Below are 20,266 nucleotides of genomic sequence, written 5' to 3' on the forward strand. Positions count from 1 at the left end.
GGGAGTTGATGGACCGGACTCTGAAGAAGGTGCGTGGGAGATATACAGATTATTGCGCCTTCGACGAGCCACAGAACAGTTATTTCTTGTCGAGTCTCGCCCCCAAGGCGTCTGGCGAAGAAGGTCCCTTCACCGAGTCACGTCCAAATCTCATCGGGCTAAAAGTCAAGCCAGACCAGCAAGAACGCTACCTGGATCTCACTGTCTCGTTCGAAATCTATCTGCCGTCGTTCCCGCTTCGTTCCGAATACGAGGAGCTCGAAACCGGGAGTAACGGAGATTCTGGTCGGAGTTTTCGAACCGATTCGTCTTTCTACCGTAGAGTGGAGTTCGAATACGAAACCGAGATAGACACGAAGGCAGTCGGAACGGAAAATGACCCCTGGTACGAGGACGCCAGTTCCGATATCACCGAAGACATAGGCGAGCAACTCGAGAATCTCGTGGAAGAATTTTCCGAGGAGGACATTCTCGTTTTGGACCGGCCGGAGGATACAGATGTGGACCTCTCGGACCCGGACCAGTTCCAGGAATATCGAGATAGGTTGTCGGAAGACGACATCGATCCGCCCCACTGGGAGCTCGAATTCGAAATAGACGAGCGGAACGACGAGATGTCTCTCCGGCTGTACAACGAATCTGACGAGGATACCGACGGAGAGGCAGATATGTACGTTTTCAATCCTACAATAGGCCTCGAAGGTGTCTTCAACCACTACTCGCTGAGTCTTATTCCGGAAGAGTTCCGATACGATCGGAAGATCTGGGGGAAAGGTGAAAACTGTTCAACAGACGACAGTGGTCTCGACCCAGCCGGCAGGAACGAAACTGTACGGGAAGGATGGATAGAGACCACGGCTGTCCCAGAATATCAGTCGAAGCGATTCAAACAACGGGAAGAGCATATGGAGTATACTCGGTTAGAGAAGCTCTCCGATGGCGATCTCTTCTTAGATGCTCTCGTGGGTCTCGAGGACGAGATGAACACGTATCACTCGAAGTGGGTCGGAGAGAGACAACGAAAGATCGCCAGTGACCTCTCCAACGAAGAACTAAAGCAGTTCGAAGAATCGGCAGCAAAGTTCAAAGACGAAATCGACCGATTCCGCGACGGTATCGAGATACTTCAGTCTGAAGAGGACGCTCGGAAGGCGTTCCTGCTGATGAATCGTGCATTCCGTAACCAGGACACGGAGATGGATGCCTGGTATCCGTTCCAGATAATCTTCATCGTCTCCAATATCGGATCCATCGTTTCAAGGGAGTACCCGCGATTCGAGAGTGATGCTGACGACGAGGCCGAAGTGCTTTGGTTCCCTACTGGTGGTGGCAAAACGGAAGCGTACCTCGGACTCATCGTCTTCAGCCTTCTATTCGACCGGATTCGCGGGAAGGAGCGAGGAGTGACTGCTTGGATCCGCTTCCCGCTCAGACTGCTCGGTAAACAGCAGAAAGATCGCTTCCTCTCTATCTTACACGAGGCGAACAAAATTCGCGAACAGGAGTTAGATGTCGGTGAACCGTTCAGTGTCGGTTACTTCGTCGGAAGTCACGATACCCCGAACAGTATCGCAGACAGCGGCCGGAACAACTACTGGTCGACGTTTCAAAAAGACCAGAACGCCCTCAGAGACCAATGCCGGGTCGTCACCGAATGTCCGGAGTGTGGGGGCACCGTCGACGTCGAATTCGATGCTGATGTGAACAAGGTGTACCACTTCTGCACCGACGAGGAGTGCGATGTCGACCGGTTACCTCTCTACGTGACCGATCACGACATCTACCGAGAGATTCCATCCGTCCTCTTGGGAACTCTCGACAAGATCTCCATCGCAGGAGCGAATCCGCGGTTCACCAACTTGCTCGGAAACTTCACTTCGAAGTGTGAGGACCATGGTCTGGGCTACGCTGGAAAATGCCCCGAGAGTAGTACACTGAATTGTTCCGACGATTCAAAGCTCGAAGACGTCGAACCAGACCTCTACGACCCGATACCGTCTCTCCACCTCGTAGACGAGGTTCACTTGCTAAACGAGGAGTTGGGTGTCTTCGCAGGCCAATACGAGACTCTCTACCAGGAGCTGTGCCGGCAACTATCGGACGACAACTCCGAGCCCAAGGTGATCACGTCTACAGCGACGATCGCAGATTACGAACAGCATATGGATAACCTGTTCCTCAAAGATGCAAATCGGTTCCCAGAGGAGGGTCCGACGCTGAAGGAATCTTTCTACGGCTACGTCGACGAGGACGACCCCGAACGCCGATATATCGGTATCACTCCGGTCAACAAGACCCACATATACGCCGTCTTGGACCTGGTCAAAAAGTACCACCAGACGATTCGAGATGTCCGTGAGACCGGTCTCGAGAGTGTCGATATCGATGAAGACGTTCTCTACGATATCCTGGATTATTACGAACTCAGTGTGGTCTACTTCCTGAGAAAGACCGAGAAAGATCGGTTCCTTCGGAGTATGGAGAACCAGATAAACAAAGAAATGGAAAACGACGGGTACGAAAGCAACCTCTCTACCCAACAACTGACTGCCGACGTGGAATCGACGGACGTCCTTGACGAACTTCAGGATCCAGATGGCGACTTCGAAGACCGGGTCGACACTGTGGGCGCTACGAGTTTCATCGGCCACGGTATCGACGTCGATCGGTTCAATATGATGTTCTTCTTCGGGTTCCCGTCAGAGACGTTCCAATACATCCAATCCAGTGCCCGCGTCGGCCGAAAAGTCCCGGGGACTGTCGTCGACGTGTTCCGACCGTACGACGAGCGAGACAAACACCGCTACAAGTACTTCGAGAAGTCCCACGAGTACCTTCGTCGATCGGTCGATGCGGTCTCTATCGACCGCTGGTCGAAGTTCAGTTTGGAGAAAACCTTCCCAGGGGTGTACGAGGCGCTCTTGATGCAGTATTTCCGGCCGATCATGCATCGTGAATACGGAATAAACGTCCAAAGCTCGAGTCAACTCGAAGACGTGATATCGGCCCCCGACCAGTATCCCGAATTCAATCGGGAAGAGTACGAACGGCTGTTAGAACGATCCTATGGGCTCCACAAACGTAACGACGAGTACTTCGACAAACGCATCGCAGAAAAGACAGAGTCCTACTGGGATTACTGGCTCAAAAAACTTCGACAGAGATCCTATACGACGATCAAAGAAGAGCCTATGATCAGTCTACGAGACATCGGCGAACAGGTCGAGATATCGCCTGATACGAGCGAGATACAGTTCTACAACGACATGGTGGGAGGTAACTAACCATGGAACGAAAGAAGTCTCAGCTACTGTTCAACTTCCTCCCAGACGATACGTTCAATCACTCGCGGAACGGGACGATCGGCCGTATCGGGTGGATATACGAAGACCGCAAGTCGAAGGTGAGCGACCTTCCGAAGGGCTACCTGCTCCGGCGAATCCGACCGTACGTTGAGCAGTGGCCCAACGACGTCCCTCTGCGGCCGGACAACGTGGATCTCGTCTCACCCGACGGGGCCTCCTTCGATATCTTCCCGAGAGTCTTCGAATGTCGGAGTTGTGGCGCCTGTACAGAGTTCAGTGAGGACGATATCAAATCGGGTTCCTCACCGAGATGTGGACACTGTGGCAAAGAGTTCGACGACACGGAACAGCTCCAGTTCGTCACCGTGTGTACTTGTGGCGCGTTAGATTCAGTCCCAGTCCCCTACTGCTCTTGTGGACATTCGTATCCGCGCTTCCGACGCCCGACTTCACAGATGTCGGACTCGTATTGGGAGTGTCCAGAGTGTGGGGATTATATCGGTGATGCCTACACGGCACTCGACAACTGTCGATTCTGTGGCGATCGTCAGCGAATCAAAGTCCACTCCTCCTCTACGACTTTCTACCCTCAGAAGGCTAGTTTCGTCAACGTAGAAGACCAAGACCTCAACTCGATAGCCCGAAGCGACGAGTTCCAAAAGCAGAAGATCGTAGATTATCTGTTAGATCAAGACCAGGCTACGCAGTCCGACGAAACCGAACTCGATGTCGACCAAGACGTCCTCGACGCACTCGGCGTTACCGAAGAAGAATATCTGGACAAGAAAGAGGAGGTAAACGAAGAGCGCCAACAGGAACGGGAAGAGGCTATGGAGTGGGTCGAAGACACGTTCGACGACCGCCGTAGACGAGCGGTGAGCGAAGAGGTATTCGAATTCGAGTCGCTCGTCAAGAACGCAGATATCGACGCGACGTCACTCGAACAGCTCCAAGAAGAGGCCAAGAGTCGGAAAGATCTCGATCCTGCTGTCGTCGACCAGTACAAAGACGCGAGAAACACTTTGAACATCGACTCTGTGCGGATGATCTCGGACTTCCCCATCACTACGGTCGTGTATGGGTACTCGCGACTCAACCCGGGTCCAAACGAGGACTCTCGGCTCAACACGTTCCACGGCAAGAACGGAAACGACCGGATGTTCGCACAGACTGCCGAAGAAGAGGCGGTGATGTTCACTCTCGACTCCGAAAGCGTGTTCAAATGGCTGCAGGAGAATGGGATCGTCAACGAGTGGCCAGACGAGGATCTCGATAAGTGGTTCTTACGAAATCTGCGCGAGTATCCGTACTACGAAGAAGTAGATCCAGACGACGACTCCGAGATCGCGCGGCACACGCTGACGCTCCTCCACACGATGTCTCATACGGTGATGTCTGCCATAGACGCTCTCTCTGGATACTCGAAAGACAGCCTCGTCGAGTATCTCCTGCCACACACGCTCAGCTTCGTTATCTACAAACGGTCCGATACAGACTTCAGTCTCGGCGCGATGCACACGCTGGTCGAAGATCGGTTCCTTCGATTCGTCGATTACATCAACAGCGACGCAGAAGTGTGCATCTACGACCCAGTCTGTGAAGAAGAGGAGAACGCCGCCTGTGAAGACTGTCTGTTTATATCTAACATCTCCTGCGATAACGGCAACCACAATCTGAGTCGGTCGACGCTGTACGGTGGGAAATTCGACGACGGCGATATCGAAAAAGGCTATCTGGACATCCAAGTGGCCGAGGACGGCACGAATGTCGGATCTTAGCACGGTAGTCGACCATCTCGTCGACGTTAGCACGTCGACAGACGATGTAGATGCGGTTGTGGCAGCCATGGAGTACTTAGAGGCATCTGGGAACGCCGAAGTCACACCTGAGGAACTCGCAGAGATGTTCCAACAGGCTCTTTCCCACTCTGACAGTCGGTCCCTCCTCTACAGTATGGAACAGGCGAATATAGTGACCGACGAAGGGCTGGACAGAGAACGTCTCGATATCGCATCTGGAGCCGCGAAAACGGCTGTCGCCACCGGTCGCCGTCCGGAGAACGACGTCGTCGTCAACGTTCCTCAAGGAGACAATCCGGATATCGGGAAGTCTCTGGGGAGTTTAGTCGTCCGCCTGGTAGAGCTTATCGCGAGTGCTCAGGAGGAGATCCTCATCTTGAATCCATTCTTCACCGAGCAAGCGTTTGGAAACGTTGTCCGTCCCGTCGTCAACGCCTTGGATAGAGGTGTAACGGTGACACTCGTCACTCGGTACCTCACGTACGGCTCTGACGAGGATAGTCGTGAGTTCGTTAGAGAAGTGTCTTCGGAACGTCAAGCACTCGGCGGAGAATTAGAACTATACGAGTACATCAACCCCGAAGAAGAGAGTACTGCGACCATACATACCAAGATGACTATCGTCGATCGGGAACGGGCGTATCTCGGAACGGCTAATCTCACCCATAGAGGCCTGCACGACAATCTCGAAGTCGGGGTGATATTCCGCGACGATACGGTCAGTCAGTTCGTCAATTTTGCCGACGAACTGCGTGAATCGAGATACCTCCACAGAGTCGAGTTACGCGACGACGAGTTCGTTCGTGTTTGAGCACCCATCACTTTGTTAATCGATACGGCCCATCTCTCGGTAAAATTCAATTTGCTGATAATCACAACCTTATATATAAACTAGTATTCACGTTACATAAGTTATTAATAGAGATATTGGGGAATATCCACACGCGAGCTCAGTTACTCAGACACTATGTTCCTGGAACTCTACACAGGATAGTCCGATACGACCTATCAAAATACAATATGAGCAAACCGAGCCAATTCTTTATAGCGTCCGAAGATGCCGGGGTATTTACCCCGGGCGACTATCTTCTCGGGTTGGTACGAGAGTCAGACGACGGGGACCCGATCGTCTTGACGGGTGGGGCCAAATTAGACGTCGACCAGGGAGACCCAGGTGACGTTCATTACCTCCGAGTCGACGACTTCTCGACGACCCGATACGGAGCGAACAAAGGAACTGCCAGTGTCGTCGATATAGAGTCGTACTTTCGAGCTGCCGAAGACTTGACGAGGGCGATCTGGTACAAAGCTGCTGACAGCTGGATCCCCGCAAATCGAGGACCTGTAGAGCACGAGCTTCTCAACGGTCTCTCCACCGAAATCACTGCACAGGAGCCGCTCGATATTTGTTTCCCAGGATTCGATCCTCGGGCTGTGATCCCTGTCGCGGTCGAATTGTTGTTACACCCTGCTATAGATGGTAACGTCGGACTCTACTCGCCAGGAACACAGACACACTGGGGCGAAAAAGGAGATATTCGAGAAGAGTACGAACGGTACGGCCTTTCACGAACCTCCGATGGCAGTGATTCGGTGAAACCTCTCCCAGAAGTCTTTCCTACCGGGTACGTCTCAGACGGAGTCATCAAAACCCACGATGAGACGCCTTCGAACACCTGCTTGGTCTTGAGTAAGAATCTCGACGACTTCCACGATCTAAACGGTCTAAATGCGATAATTCTTAACCACATCTCTCGAAAGCGGGCAGACGACGATGCCGATATCGAGAAGCTCACGGCAAACCATCCTAATACTCCCGTGGTTCGTCTCTCTAGTCCGCTGACCAAAATCGAACAGAACGGTGCTCCTGCGTACCAGCCACCAGAAGGTCTATATTCCACCTTGATACGACCGACACCAGAGACTCTATCGGCCGTTACAGGCTCGCGAGATTCGATCGAGATGACGCATTCGACTTCGTTGTCGGGATACTTCCCCGACGATGACGAGGAACTGGATCCACCGTTCCCACCGACGAGCACCGACCTTCTCGGATACACAGATCCAGCAGATATCGTCGTTTCGTCCGTGGAGGCCCGGAGTATCACGGACGAACTGAAACTTCTGTTCGACCAGTTTCACACGTTCAGAGACGTAGAATACTACGGTGCCGCGAACAAGGTATTCAACGCACAGATGTTCTTCGAACGGCTCGCTCTCCCGTTACGTATCTACGACGAAAAGATAGAAGAACGCTCCCTCGAAGGCGAAATATACCTCCCAAAGACGTCGGCCGAGTATCTCGAAGAGTTACGCGACCATCGGATAGATGGCGGTGGTGGCTCGTTACTCGAGTCGACGAAGGCCGTCGAAGCACTTCGAGATTTCTTGTGGGACAGCTGTCCGATGTTCGATGAGATCGTCGCTACAATCGACGAGTCTGTTCAGGAGGGCGACAGTGTCGCCGTATTCAACGGCTCGAAGAAAACCGGCGAACTGCTCAGTGAGGCCCTCTACGACGAGAGTGGTGTCGACGCGGAACTATTGGACGAGCACTTGCGTGTCGTCAACCAGGACACCGTACGAGACATCCCACCAGTCGAGACACTGGTTTTCTGCGGCCTCCAGCGACCGGGACACGCGTCACTCTATTGCCACCCACGTGTGGACGAGACGGTGATCTTCACCTATTCAGACTGGATGCACGGGACCATCAAGGACCATGTGGATGCTGCGATGGAGCGATACAGAGAATTCACAGGACTACCGGACCATCGAATCCCGACGCCAGAGGTGCACGGACTGAGTGACGCCGAACCCGACGATAACGGGCCAGATCCATCGTATCCAGACGAACAAGACGGTCCTGAGGACGACCATGATCAACCGAAAGACGAAGATACCGTCAACCTTCCAGATGGGCTTTCGTCCGAAGACTTGTATCGGCTAGAGGACTTGGTGAGATTATCTCCGACGAAAAACAGTGAACTCCGAGACGAATGGGGACTAACATCTGGGAAGGAAGTCTACCAGTACCTCGCGTCGAATCTCTCTGAGTATTACCGCCGCAACGAAGAGCAATTGATCGTCCCGACCGGTCACGGTCGTGACCTCGTGGAAGAACAGTCTTAGAACGGGCAGAATCGAAGTTCGGAAGGAGAACAATTGGGTCGGTGAAGACGCAGTTCACCGCTTTGCAACTACTGCACACCATATCAGTGCGGACAGGATGGTATTCACCTCGTCGTCGTTTTTTACCAATTCTGCTCGTGCAGCAGCAGACGAATTAGGAATCGAGACATGGAACGGTGAGAGGACAGGAAATTTGTTTTCGGAAAAACGAGCACCTTCCAGAATGAACTCGTGCTCATCCTTCGCATGTTTTAATTTATCGAAAACCGGCACTCTCGATTGGACGCGCGAAAGGTGCTCTCCCCTCTAAGCAACCTCTGGATACTCCGTCCGCCGTTCAACACCACCGTAGAAGATCTCGTGAAGATCTGTTATCTTTTCCGCCGCGGCCCTGACGATGTCCTCGGCTGATTTATCCGTGTCTACCCCCCAACCGATACGAAACCGCTTGAACTGGCCTTTGCCGCCTTCGTTCTCAATTAACCTGCTGATCTCTTCAGGATCTGTATGGTAGGTTGGTTCCTTTTCAGAGTGCAGGCTATTCGCAGATGCATGGACCTCCATGTCGTTTTCTTCGACAAGATTTGCGATCTGCTCCGAATATTGGTTGAAGAACGTTCTTGCAGTATCATCCTTGCTGAGATAGGTGTTCAGCTGGATGTAGAGCTCGTTGTGTAATGCAGGGACGACAACTGCAAGATACCAACCATCCCAAGAGGTGTTGTAATCGATATCTGCATCGCCGAAGTACTCCTTCGGTTGGTACGCGAAAATATAGTACGAAGAGGCGAGCGATTGGTAACTGTTCTTTTTGATCTTATTGAGATTTTTTGCGTCCGGCTGTAGAAGTCCCTGTGCTTGTTCTTTTTAGTGTAGAGACACACCTCGTCCACATATTTGTCGACCTCGAAGGCGAGATCGACGGCGTCATTCTGGTGGGTGACGAACCAAGCTTCGTCTCGTTCGAACGGTGCGAATCCAGTGAATCGCTCGTAGCCCCTTGTGTTTGAATAGGTCGGACATGAGTTGGTCGCGCTCGCGGCCTTTCTTCCCGGCAGAGACGTACACTTCGTCGATTTCGATCGGGCTGACGAGATCGAGGGAAGGCGCATCGAGCGCTCTGGCGAAGCGCTCGATGCGCCGGTGTATCGCTTTGTGTGTTACCTCGATTTCGCACTGTAGTTGACGAAGACTCGTGTTAAACTGGAGAAACGCATAAATTGAGAACAGCCACCGCCGGAGCGCAATCTTCGAATGAGCGAAGATTGTGCCAGTCTTATCGTTGAACGTACGGTCGCAATTCTTACAGAGATATCGTTGAAACTCTCTGTAGCTGCCGTTTCTGACCGTCCGGTCAGAACGGCAGCGAGGACAGGTAACACCGTCACGCCAGCGAACCTGTTCCAGCAGGTCCGCTGCGACCGATTCCGACCCAAACACATCTAGCGGAATCATTCGTGTCAGGCACCGCTGACGCGGTGCCCTTGTCCTCTTCGACTCCACAGCTACGGCTCAACAGTATCAACAATCTCCTACGCAAGAGCGGGAGACGTTTATTGTTTACCACCCTTATATCGGATCATGGGCGGGAACACCTAGACACGGGACGAGTACTTGATCAACCTTGATCTGTACTTTGATCACCCAGAGGATGTAGAAGATGAAGAAGACCCGATAGACGGTTATATTCACTTAGTGATAAGCTGTACCTCGGCATATTTCAAGGCGAAGGATCAACGGAAAACGAATTTTCGCTCAGTCTGCGAATTTTTGAGTCGGGCGATCAGATCAAGAGAGACGTTTAACGAGCGATCGGACTTCGTCGAAGGCAGCTTCCGCTTCGTCAACAGTCGTATGATACTCACTTCCGATCAACTCCGTAAAACCAGGTCGGTGATAGTCAGGGCCTGCGGTTTCAGCAGCTTCGACGTACCACTGAGAACCTCTGTGCTGGAGAGACACGACTTGAATAGGTACGTCCGTGCCAACGAGATTAACCTCGGAACAATCCCAATCATACTCACTGTCGTCTAACTCACGGACCCACTGGTATCCGTCAGTATCAAAGTGCTCCCGCTGCCAGCTACGTCCGTTTATCACGATTGTTTCTTCAGGGAGATCCTCTTCGGCGTATTCCGCGCTCATAAGACTACCGTCACATCCAATGTTCTTATGGATTGTTGTCGGCTATTCTATCTTATCTTCACACATTCAGAATCTATCTGAAAATCCAGCACCTCGCATCTCCCACTATTCCTGCAACTCGAAACCGCACTTTATGCAGTACCGGTCACCAGCAGGGTAGCGACAGTTCACCAGCTAACGGGGACATTCACGGACCCTTCGTTTGAGCAATCACCTGACGTCTTGGATGACCCGTCTCGTGAGGTTTCGCGCATCCTCTTCGGATAGCGCTTCAAGCTGGACATTAGTCAGGGCGTGATTGAACCGTCGTGTGGCTTCGTCAATGACACCCGATCTCTCGTCAGCAAGTTCGTCACAGATAGCGACGACAGCTGGCTGATACCGTGCGAACCACCGATCAAAAACCTTGTTGACGATCGTCTGGTTCGCGAACACCTGCTCTGTTAGGGTGTAGTCATCTCCATCGGACGTGAGTTCGGCGATCCACCATAGCCGGTGGATCGCGTTAGAGTAGAGATCAGAGCCGGCGCCGAGAAACTTCTCACGCATCGCGGCTTCGGAGCGGTACTCCCAGCGATGGCGAACGAAGTCTGGATACCGATCAACCGCTATCCAGTGCCACAGACCAGGATCACCAGCGGTCCGCCGCGTGATATCCAAGCACTGGTGGACGTCCTCAGCAAGGGCACCGTCCATCGCAGTATCGGTTTCAGAATACTCGTTCAAGATTCTCTCGACACTTGAGTCAAGAGTCTGGAGATTGCCCATCGCTCCACTTGGCATCGGTTCAACGTACTCGTCTAACGCCTCGTCGGGGATTTTCGCCTCTCCCTTCAGGAACTCTTCGCCAACGAGTCGCTGCCCGTCTTCGACTAGTCGATATAGTTGATTTTCTTCTGTCATATCAGATTCGGAGTCCTTCTTCCATGAGGTTGATGAGTTGTGTTCTCGGGTCAATGTACTCCTGTAATTCTCGATCGATTCGTTCCATCAAGTGAGGTAACGTCTCAGGGTCGTCAACGTCCGCTCGCAGTTTGTGGGCAGCTTCAGAGATGTCGTCTACCTCGTAGAGGTTTCGAGCGAACGTCTCAACGACAGTCTGTTGCCACTCGTGTTCAACGTCACCGTCTTCGTCAATTGCACAGGCTGCCCGAACGATCAGCTGAGACCAGACACCGTAACTGATCTCGTCAAGAATCACGTCTCGCATCCGCGCTTCGGCCCCGACCGAACCTTGGCTCTGGAGGATATCGGTGATACGAGGGTGATCCGAGTTTATCCACAGTTTCGGGCGTTTCTCGTTACGGAAATCAAGGTAGTAGAGCTTGTCACCCTCTGGAAGGTGAGCCGCGCGTGAGAAGCTGACCTCTTCACCGTCAATCGCTGGCGGTTTCTCTCCAGGTGGAAGATCTACGATGACGGAGTAGATTGTCCCGCTAGCCAATCTGAAGTTCTTCTGTCCAGCGTACTGTCCATCAGTAGATCTATCTCGTGTTCGTACGAGGTACGGGCGCAGTTCGATCGTCCCTCTGACCATCTTCTTCGGTATATTCACCGTCGCGTTGTACGAACCAGGGCCGGTGGGTTCGTCAGATACGATCGCCTTCTCACGGTAGATCGTCTCGTGGCAACGCACCGCGACGTAGAGTTTCGCTGGTGGCGCATCACGCTCTGACTCGGGAAACACGTCTTCGACAGTCTCCTCCGGGATGTCTAAACGTCCGAACAAGGTGACCTTCCCCCAATCTTCACTCTCCTCTGGCGACGGGAGCGTCTGTGTCAAGTCGATTTCGGTCTGACCTGCCTTGAGATCTAATCTCTTCGGTTTCGAACCATCTACGGAGTACTCTTCCAGTGCGAAGTCAAGGCCACCGTCTCGGTATTTAAACGGGAGGGTCGTACTCCTGTGACGTTGCGTGTGTTTAGTCAAGATTCGTCACCTTCCGTGGTCTGGATCTCCGCCCTGATCTCGATCTGTGTCTCACCGACTTTTCCGCTCAGCATATCTTCGTTGTCGGTCGCATGAGAGTGGCCTTCGAACGAGGCGTTTTCCGTACTCGCCTCTGCCACTAACCGAACTGTCCCGTTCTCGTGAATCTTGGTCACGTTTTCGGCGTCCACAGAGATCGATTCGACGGGGATCTCGTCGTATCTCGAACCGTCTTCGCCGATACCCGTGAGCGATATCTCGGCAGTCCACCCCTGGAAATTTTCCACGATCGGTTCGATTCGACCCGAAAATGTCCAACGCTCACCGTCGAACCGAGAAGAACTCTCTATGTCGAATACTTCTGACGGGGCAGAGTTACCCGTCGCCCTGGGTGCCCCGTTTCCGTGGATCGGGAACCGGTTCAGTACGTTGTCAGAGAGGATATCTGTGCCTCCGTTACTCTTGGCAGCGAGGTGACGGAGGCCGTCACGCATCGTCTCAAACATGTCCTCAAGAGCCGTCCTGAACCCACGCTGGTACTGTTCTCGTAGATTCTCGGTAGACTCCCACTCATCGTGTTCGGGAGGTTCGGCGAAACGTAAGAACCGATCAACCTCTTGGTCGGGGTCGGATGGTGGGAAGTCGGTACGTGCCTCCCCGCTGGCGAGTATAGCGTGGAAGTTCCGGTCACCGAAGGCTACTCGGCTCTGATCGTAGTACTTCACGACCATCCCTGCACCTCTGAACAGGGCCACTCTGTTGAGGTAGGTGTCGTCGTCTGCTGGAGAGGCCAAGCGAGCAGCCAGTCGGACTTCGCCATCTGGAGTCTCGGTACCGTCTGCCCGTGGAGGGATGTTCAGCGGGATGTCGAGTCCCGCGACGTCACCAGGACTGTCGAGCAACTCGTTCTCCGTGAATCGAGACTTGAAACACTCGAGAAACGGTCGGATGGACGGGACGTCCTCCGTCTTCGCTTCGTACGTCTCCTCCGGAGTCTCAACAGTGACCTCAAGATCGTCACGGAAGATAGCCGGCCAAAAGTACTTGACCGAAGCCTCAACGAACTCTTCCGCCAAGTCTTCGATGTCAGGTCGTTCGTCTCGAGTAGGGTCCTGGAAATCGACGACCATGGCACTAGTACCACTGGTGGCTGGGCGTCCGACGTGCAGTCGTTCGGCGAGCTGTTCCGCTTTCTCGCCCCGTATCGACATGGGACGGACACCGTCTTCCGTTTGCACGGGCTCACACAACCATCCAGCACCTTGATACGTAGTGTCGTCGTCCGGCAGTTCGTGGGTCGGGAATTTCGACCGCGCGATCACCCGCGGCCCCTGAGTACTCCCGGACGACTCCATCGGATAGGAGTTGAATACAACCGTGGAAGCTCCAGAGAACGTCCAGAGGACCGACTTGCCGAGCCCGTAGGATCCACCGGCAGTGTCGTCCTGTTTGCTGCTGTACAGCTCGTCTCGGACGAGAGCGGCGTAGTTAGAATCCTCTTCCCAAGTGCCTGTGAGCCCCGTCGTGTTCCTGTCCTCTACGATTAGAAGATGTAATTCAGAATCGGGGTCGTCTATCTCGCCTACGAGGTCGTCGTACCTTCTCCCGTGTTTGGCACGAGAGACAGCATTCAGGCGACCCCTGAGTCCAGATCCCCAGTCTAAAGTGTCGAGGAATCTCTCTTTGTCCTCACCAGATAAGGTGACGAACCGAAAGGTGACTCGCACGGGATCTTCGTTGTCTAGTCCTTGATCGTTCGCGTTCTGTAGCACCTCTCGGACGAAGGCCTCAGAGTCGTGATCAACGGAGTGTTTCGTCGGATCGTCTCCATATCGCGGAGCACCAGGACCACCGCTGAAGAAGAACCACTCTGCTTCGCCCGTTGTGTCGTTTGGCTTTCGAGTCATTATTTTAGAATAGATATATCGTCGTTGTATTGGGTGACCTCGATAAACGTGTCGGTCTCATCCATCCTCATCTGCCTACGTACGAGCCAGTCATCACGTTTCGTCTTCTGACAGTAGTAATCACTCAAATATCGGTAGTTGATCCCAGATGCTTCTGATTAGTCCTACTTCCGCGGTTTAGTTTGAACGGGTAGCACGATTTTCTCGAAGGACGGCGCAGTCTATCGGTTTTGATCGACGAGTTGGACAGACCCCCACCGATGCAACACGCTTCGCCGTCACACCGACGTGGGAATATCCAACCGCTGAAACGGCACAGACGCTGCGGAGAGACGCCCTCTGTATCACGCGAAAGCGATCCCAAAAACGGCGTCGGCTAAACCGCGGAAGTAGGATTAGGCAGACAAGTGGACAACTTCCAGAACACGTGTTCGTCTCACTGTTGGTTCTGAACTTTGTCCATCTTACACTGGACACACAAGTCGTCAGCGAAACACGCGACGTTGTCGTACGGGCAATCGTGTTCTTCTACTTCGACCGACAACCGGCGTTTCGCGTGTTTCCACTCGGTCTCCCAATTGTCGATATCCATATCTACAGAGTCGAACACAACATCTCCGTCTCTGTCGATTATCTTGATCACCGTCGTAGAGTAGCGGTTGTCTCTGACCACTCCGATAGCTTCGTTGTAAGACGAACATCGGACGTCTTCTCTTCCCTCGTCGTCGTCCAAGAGACGAACTGTGAGTGAGCCGTCGTAACTCTCGGTGGGCTCGGAATCGTTCGACATACACATCTGATTATAATTCTATCACAAAAACCCACGGTCGGTCCGGTGCACTAGCACTTATGATGTGCTACTAGGAAATGATGGTATGAAGATTACCGCGGTGGACCTCTTCTGCGGCGCTGGTGGCCTCAGCTATGGCCTGGAGCGTGCAGGTATCTCGGTGAACGTCGGAGTTGACAAAGATCCACATTGCAATCACGCGTATGAGCAGAACATCGATGCCGAGTACAGGCAGACGGACGTACGTCCCCTCTCACAGGATCCGGAGCGTGTCGCGAGGATGTTCCCTTGGGACTCTGACCTCGACGTCCTCGGTGCTTGTGCACCGTGTCAGCCATACTCGACGATGGGTCACTCGAAAGACAAGACACATGAGGACCACCAGAAGTGGGGACTACTCAAAGATGTCAAGAAAATCGTTGAGTACGTTGAACCCGACGTCGTTGTCACCGAAAACGTCCTCCAAGTTCGAAAGGATGACGTCTACGACGAATTCGTACAGACTCTCGAAGACCTCGGGTACCACGTGAACGACGACGAAGACAAGAAAGTCTACTGTCCAGAGTACGGGATCCCACAGAATCGGAAACGCTGGGTGATGATGGCCTCGAAAGAGGGACCGATATCTCTCCCAGATCGGCTTTACGAAGACGAATCCGAGTACCCTACTGTCCGAGAGACGATCGGGCACCTCCCGCCACTCCAGGCTGGAGAGGTTCATCCAGAGCACGGCCTCCATCGAGCGCGAACTCTCTCCGACAAGAATCTCGAACGTATCCGGAACATGGATCCTGGTGGTGACTGGCGACTCTGGGAAGAGGAAGGGCTAGACCACTTGCTCGCAGACTGCCACAAGAAGTCCAGTGGTCGATCGTACAAGGCTCCGTACAGTCGAATGGAACCAGACGAAGTCGCGCCGACGATCACGACCCAGTTCTACAACTACGGGAGCGGTCGGTTCGGCCACTACGACACCGATCAAGACAGAGCACTCTCGCTTCTAGAGGGGGCACTACTACAGACGTTCCCAGAAGACTACGACTTCTACGACGAGTGGGACAATGTCGGTGTGAAGAACTTGGGACGGCTGATCGGGAACGCGGTCCCGCCTCTACTCGGAGAATACATCGGCAGAGGGATACTCTCCCACGTGGGTGCTGAAGTACCCGCAGTGAGCACCGGGGTCGCCGACGACTGACGTAACCAGACCCGTTGACACACACGCTCTCAGTAATAACCACCTAACCGTTGGGCCTTTCTTCGGGTGGCCACCAGGGAATGCGTTTGTTGTGCTTTTCCAGGAACTCGGCGGAGGACGGCTCTTGAGGCAGGCTGATTTTCTCACCCGCCCGGTCCAGAAGCGTTCTCTTCATGAACTCGTCGTCAGGCTCAAAATCGGGATTCACCACCAACTCCCCGTCACCAGTCAGTGTAAAGAGATTGAGGTCAAACGCACGATGGTGATTGTAGCAGAGCAAGAGCCCGTTCGCGGGGTTACCTCGGTACACTTCGTCGTCGCTCCAGTCAAGGATGTGACCTGCTTGGAGGAGCCCAACCTCCGAGATATTACAGAGCACACATTCGTCGCGGTATCGCTCTCGGATCGTTGCTCGGAAGTCGGACTGTCCGATCCGCGACGTCGTAGTTGAGATTGTCTCTCCAGTTTCAATCTCTCCCTGGCTGCCATCGTTAACGTCCCCCCCAGTCCGGTCTGGTTCGTCGTGACCTCCCTCAAGACGTTCGCGAGCACGCTTGGCTTCCCAAGCGAGTTCGTTCTCATTCCCATAGAACTCTTTCCAGATCTCGTAGCAGGCCTCATTGTAGTTGGTAAGCCCTTTCGTTCCTGATGGGTCCAAAGCCCGATAGTTGCCCAGGCGCATTGCGACTGCCCCTGGACTACGGCCGATCAGCGCGGCAATTTTTTGAACAGTTTCGTCTGAGGAGTCTTCGAGGTAATCATCCTGGTTCAAGTAAAGGTCAAGTGTGACGAGATATTCATCACGGTCCCACTGTTTTCCTGGCATAGATTCACTCCGGTGACCCAACTGCTGAATGAGAGAACTCACGCCTCCATTGTCAATCTAACTAACGTATTTTTCATTACGGATCATTATATTCTTAGCCAGGACACGATGGAGCAAGCAATTCCATACTATTCTCATGGCGACAATCACGTTCAAGCCGTGCCCGAACAACTCTCGCTGCAAACAGCTCAGTCAGTACCCCCTCGCAACAAGGGAACAGATCGCTAAGTAGGGATCTGGACTCAAAATTTGCTAATCACTGTATAAACGGAGTCGATACAGTCTGGAGGTTCAATACCGATGCGGGAGTACGTCACGATGATGAGTCATTCCAGAGAGGAACAGTTTCGCTCTGCACTACTGGAGTGGGCAGAAGGAAACTTGCGTGACTTCGCATGGCGTGACAGGGGCCGTTCTCTCTACGAGGTGTTTGTCGCCGAGTTCTTCCTAACACAGACGCCCGCACGAAACGTAGCTGAAGTATATCCCGAGTTTCTAGAACGATTCCCGGACTTCCGCGCGATTGACTCAGCGACTAAAGACGAGATCGTAGCTGTGATCGAACCTCTCGGGTTCTACAACATGAGGTCGGAAGCTCTGAAGAGTATCGCCGCCGAAATGAGCGAACTCCCAGAAGCCGTCGAAGAACTCACTGAACTCCCGCGCGTAGGACACTACGTCGCCAATGCGACGCTCTGTTTCTCTCGGGGTCACCGATTGCCGATCCTCGACAGAAACGTCGAGAGAGTATACAGCCGGGTCTTCGGAGCAGACTGGCCAGAGACACCATCAGAGCAGATAGCTTTCGCCGAACGGCTTCTTCCGACGGACGACCCACGTACTTACAACTTGGCTCTCCTTGACTTCGCAGCAGCGATCTGTCAGCCAAGTCCGCTCTGTGAACAGTGCTTTGCGAACGACTATTGTGAGTACTACGAGTCTTAGTAACTCGTCGGGGATCTTACCGAATACAGTGAAACAGTGGAATCTATCGGGAGATTGGTGTGTGGGCCAGTGCAAGATACAAGGCGCGTATCGGTCACAACGTGTTTCTCTGGAAGCTCTAATTCGGTGCTGTCTACTCTTTCAGTCCTTTGGATAATATTCGGTTTCGATTTCTTTTTCCCAATTGTCATTCACATAAATTAGCAAAAATACACCCTGATCATAATTATAGCGTTTATTGTGGTCACCGTCGTTAGTGAGAATACGTAACCGCTTTTTGTCACTTTTGAAATTGTCTTTGTTGGTTTCTTTTTTTGCTTCAATCACGAGGAGATTCTTACTATGATTACCCCGTTTGTGTACAATCACATCAGGGTATATTTGATCTTCCTCGTTATCTTCCTGAGGTTTGGGGAGGGTTTTCGTATCTCCGTGGTTCTCTCGATTATACTCACAATCAACTACCACCTCCTCATCACCTACCTCGTTATCAAACTCCTGTTGGAGATACGCGGCAAATTTGTGAACAATGCTGCGCTCATGGACATTATTTTGTAATAGGAACGATTCATCGCTTCGGACCTTTGCAAATGCTCTATCCACAAGATCATTTGCAGTAGTTCGATCCATGGTGTATAGAACTATGTTTGAACCTGTCATGTATTTGCTGGACAAACCCTCTATATTTTGCACGACAATCGGTGACAATATCACTAACTCGATGGTTGTTTCACTGAGTTCGGTAAGAGCCCTCGTTGGATGACCGGTGCCCAACCGAGATGCTGAATTAGTACTCAATGACGCATCCCCAGAGTCAATCGTAGTCGTCAGACCGGATGAACTGGCGAACAGTTACTCTGTGATACAGCGAGCGTTGTGTGCTATCGAGATTGCGTCGTTGGCCGAGGAGACTCTCAACCAATTGAAGAGCACGAAGGGTGTCGATCTGGCAGAGTACGAGTTCGTCCAGATCGGACGGCCCACGAGACCGAGTCAAAACCGGTGTCTCGGGGAGTTTCGGGATTCAAAGACATCCACAGAAACCGGGCGAGGCAGCAGCAGTGTCCGTTAGCAAAATGTTTAGTCGGGAGAGGTCCTAGCATATAAACGACCGAATGCACATCTCTGCTATCGATCTGTTCTGCGGCGCCGGCGGGCTCACTAACGGACTGGAGCGTGCCGGTATCTCTGTGGAAGCGGGCATCGATATCGATCCTGACTGTGAGTATCCGTACGGTCAAAACAACGACGCCGAGTTCCTTCTCGAAGACATCGGCGAACTCGCCCGAGACGAACCAGAGCGGGTAGCGGAATACTTCGACACCGAAGCCGACGCGACTCTACTAGCAGGCTGTGCACCGTGCCAACCGTTCTCCCCACTGACCCACGGTTCTGACAGCTCTGAGCACTCGAAGTATGGTATGCTGGAAGCGTTTCTGGAACTGGTCAAAGAGATTGATCCAGACTTCGTAGTTATGGAGAACGTCTTCGAAGTCCGTCACGCCGACGTCTACAACGAATTTATCGAAGAACTTGACGAGCTCGGTTACAATCTGAATCCAGAAAATGACAGACGAGTCTACTGTCCAGAGTACGATATACCACAGACCAGACGCCGGTGGGTAGTACTCGCGTCGAAGGGGGGATGTATGGACCTCGGCGCACCACTCAATCCCAACCCCAAGAGTTACCCGACCGTCAAAGATCGAATAGGTCATCTTGAGCCATTGAAGGCAGGTGAGACGTCTGAAAGTGACCCACTCCACTCAGCTCGAGAGCTCTCCGAGACGAACCTGAAACGGATCCGGAACTCTGAGCCAGGAGGGAGTTGGCAAGACTGGCCTGAAGAGCTGATACTTGAGTGCCACAAGAAGGTGAGTGGACAGAGTTACGAATCGGTATATGGTCGGATGGTCGCAGACGAACCAGCACCGACGATAACGACACAGTTCTACAATCTCGGGAGTGGACGGTTCGGCCACTACGACACCGATCAAGACCGGGCGCTCTCGCTCCGAGAGGGTGCGATGCTACAGACCTTCCCCGAGGACTACTCCTTCGCCGAAGACCCTGAAGAAGTCGGAATCACGAAGATCGGACGTCTGATCGGGAACGCCGTACCACCGAAACTGGGAGAGGTCATCGGTGATCGAGTGGGAGAGTTCCTTACGGGGATAGACAAGCAAGCGATGATAAGTGAGTATTAGCTCGTGAGTATCGAGACCACGGGAACTACCGTAAGGAATACAACTGGGGCAAAACTGACACGACGGAAGAGGTGAAACCACG

General features: G+C 52.9%; 16 protein-coding genes and 1 pseudogene. 8 read left to right on the forward strand and 9 right to left on the reverse strand.

Annotation, left to right across the window (positions count from 1 at the left end):
- The first annotated feature begins 86 nt into the window (after positions 1-86).
- From Har1131_RS17290 to Har1131_RS22760, 5 genes are all read left to right on the forward strand, one after another.
- The gene (locus tag Har1131_RS17290) at positions 87-3,284 is read left to right on the forward strand and encodes a DEAD/DEAH box helicase family protein (RefSeq protein ID WP_191907497.1); all 3,198 of its coding nucleotides are present in this window, start codon (positions 87-89) and stop codon (positions 3,282-3,284) included.
- Positions 3,285-3,286: 2 nt separating this feature from the next.
- Positions 3,287-5,083: a hypothetical protein gene (locus tag Har1131_RS17295; RefSeq protein ID WP_151147660.1), complete on the forward strand. Its 1,797-nt coding sequence runs from the start codon at positions 3,287-3,289 to the stop codon at positions 5,081-5,083.
- The gene (locus Har1131_RS17300; protein ID WP_151147663.1) at positions 5,070-5,915 is read left to right on the forward strand and encodes a phosphatidylserine/phosphatidylglycerophosphate/cardiolipin synthase family protein; all 846 of its coding nucleotides are present in this window, start codon (positions 5,070-5,072) and stop codon (positions 5,913-5,915) included. Before Har1131_RS17295 ends, Har1131_RS17300 begins: the two co-directional genes overlap by 14 nt.
- 209 nt (positions 5,916-6,124) lie before the next feature.
- On the forward strand, positions 6,125-8,236 hold the full coding sequence (locus tag Har1131_RS17305) for a DUF5797 family protein (protein ID WP_151147666.1): 2,112 nt from the start codon (positions 6,125-6,127) through the stop codon (positions 8,234-8,236).
- Positions 8,211-8,546: a restriction endonuclease gene (locus Har1131_RS22760; protein WP_151147669.1), complete on the forward strand. Its 336-nt coding sequence runs from the start codon at positions 8,211-8,213 to the stop codon at positions 8,544-8,546. The genes Har1131_RS17305 and Har1131_RS22760 overlap by 26 nt, the downstream gene beginning before the upstream one ends.
- On the opposite strand, the gene Har1131_RS17315 is transcribed toward Har1131_RS22760, so the two are convergent.
- The 7 genes and pseudogenes from Har1131_RS17315 to Har1131_RS17345 all read right to left on the reverse strand — a co-directional run bounded on the left by Har1131_RS17315 (position 8,543) and on the right by Har1131_RS17345 (position 15,008).
- Positions 8,543-8,800, reverse strand: a complete 258-nt coding sequence (locus tag Har1131_RS17315; RefSeq protein ID WP_151147672.1) for a hypothetical protein — start codon at positions 8,798-8,800, stop codon at positions 8,543-8,545. The genes Har1131_RS22760 and Har1131_RS17315 overlap by 4 nt on opposite strands.
- Before the next feature lie 462 nt (positions 8,801-9,262).
- Positions 9,263-9,691, reverse strand: a pseudogene (locus Har1131_RS17320) (transposase); the annotation flags it as partial.
- Positions 9,692-10,024: 333 nt separating this feature from the next.
- Positions 10,025-10,381 (reverse strand): hypothetical protein, encoded by a 357-nt coding sequence (locus tag Har1131_RS17325; protein ID WP_151147675.1) that lies wholly within the window; start codon positions 10,379-10,381, stop codon positions 10,025-10,027.
- Positions 10,382-10,591: 210 nt separating this feature from the next.
- Positions 10,592-11,284, reverse strand: a complete 693-nt coding sequence (locus Har1131_RS17330) for a DUF6339 family protein (RefSeq protein ID WP_151147678.1) — start codon at positions 11,282-11,284, stop codon at positions 10,592-10,594.
- A 1-nt stretch (position 11,285) separates the two neighbouring features.
- The gene (locus Har1131_RS17335; RefSeq protein ID WP_151147681.1) at positions 11,286-12,311 is read right to left on the reverse strand and encodes a hypothetical protein; all 1,026 of its coding nucleotides are present in this window, start codon (positions 12,309-12,311) and stop codon (positions 11,286-11,288) included.
- Positions 12,308-14,218, reverse strand: coding sequence for a hypothetical protein (locus Har1131_RS17340; RefSeq protein WP_151147684.1), 1,911 nt, complete (start codon positions 14,216-14,218; stop codon positions 12,308-12,310). Before Har1131_RS17340 ends, Har1131_RS17335 begins: the two co-directional genes overlap by 4 nt.
- Positions 14,219-14,654: 436 nt before the next feature.
- The gene (locus tag Har1131_RS17345) at positions 14,655-15,008 is read right to left on the reverse strand and encodes a hypothetical protein (protein WP_151147687.1); all 354 of its coding nucleotides are present in this window, start codon (positions 15,006-15,008) and stop codon (positions 14,655-14,657) included.
- Between the two features lie 85 nt (positions 15,009-15,093).
- Here Har1131_RS17345 and Har1131_RS17350 point away from each other — a divergent pair, with 85 nt between their 5' ends.
- A complete protein-coding gene (locus tag Har1131_RS17350; RefSeq protein WP_151147690.1) occupies positions 15,094-16,206 on the forward strand; it encodes a DNA cytosine methyltransferase in 1,113 nt (370 codons plus the stop codon).
- 43 nt (positions 16,207-16,249) lie between these two features.
- Here Har1131_RS17350 and Har1131_RS17355 read toward each other — a convergent pair whose 3' ends face one another.
- The gene (locus Har1131_RS17355) at positions 16,250-17,032 is read right to left on the reverse strand and encodes an HNH endonuclease (RefSeq protein ID WP_151147693.1); all 783 of its coding nucleotides are present in this window, start codon (positions 17,030-17,032) and stop codon (positions 16,250-16,252) included.
- 300 nt (positions 17,033-17,332) lie between these two features.
- On the opposite strand from Har1131_RS17355, the gene Har1131_RS17360 reads away from it, so the two are divergent.
- Entirely contained in the window at positions 17,333-17,977 is a 645-nt protein-coding gene (locus tag Har1131_RS17360; RefSeq protein WP_151147696.1) for a hypothetical protein, read from the forward strand.
- 141 nt (positions 17,978-18,118) lie between these two features.
- Here the strand turns inward: Har1131_RS17360 and Har1131_RS17365 are convergent, their stop codons facing one another.
- Positions 18,119-18,607 carry a hypothetical protein gene (locus Har1131_RS17365; protein WP_151147699.1) on the reverse strand — a complete coding sequence of 163 codons (489 nt, stop codon included), beginning with the start codon at positions 18,605-18,607 and terminating at the stop codon, positions 18,119-18,121.
- Between the two features lie 485 nt (positions 18,608-19,092).
- Here Har1131_RS17365 and Har1131_RS17370 point away from each other — a divergent pair, with 485 nt between their 5' ends.
- Entirely contained in the window at positions 19,093-20,184 is a 1,092-nt protein-coding gene (locus Har1131_RS17370; protein WP_151147702.1) for a DNA cytosine methyltransferase, read from the forward strand.
- Positions 20,185-20,266: the final 82 nt, after the last annotated feature.

It is taken from the genome of Haloarcula sp. CBA1131 (genome assembly GCF_008728975.1).
GTDB lineage: Archaea > Halobacteriota > Halobacteria > Halobacteriales > Haloarculaceae > Haloarcula > Haloarcula hispanica.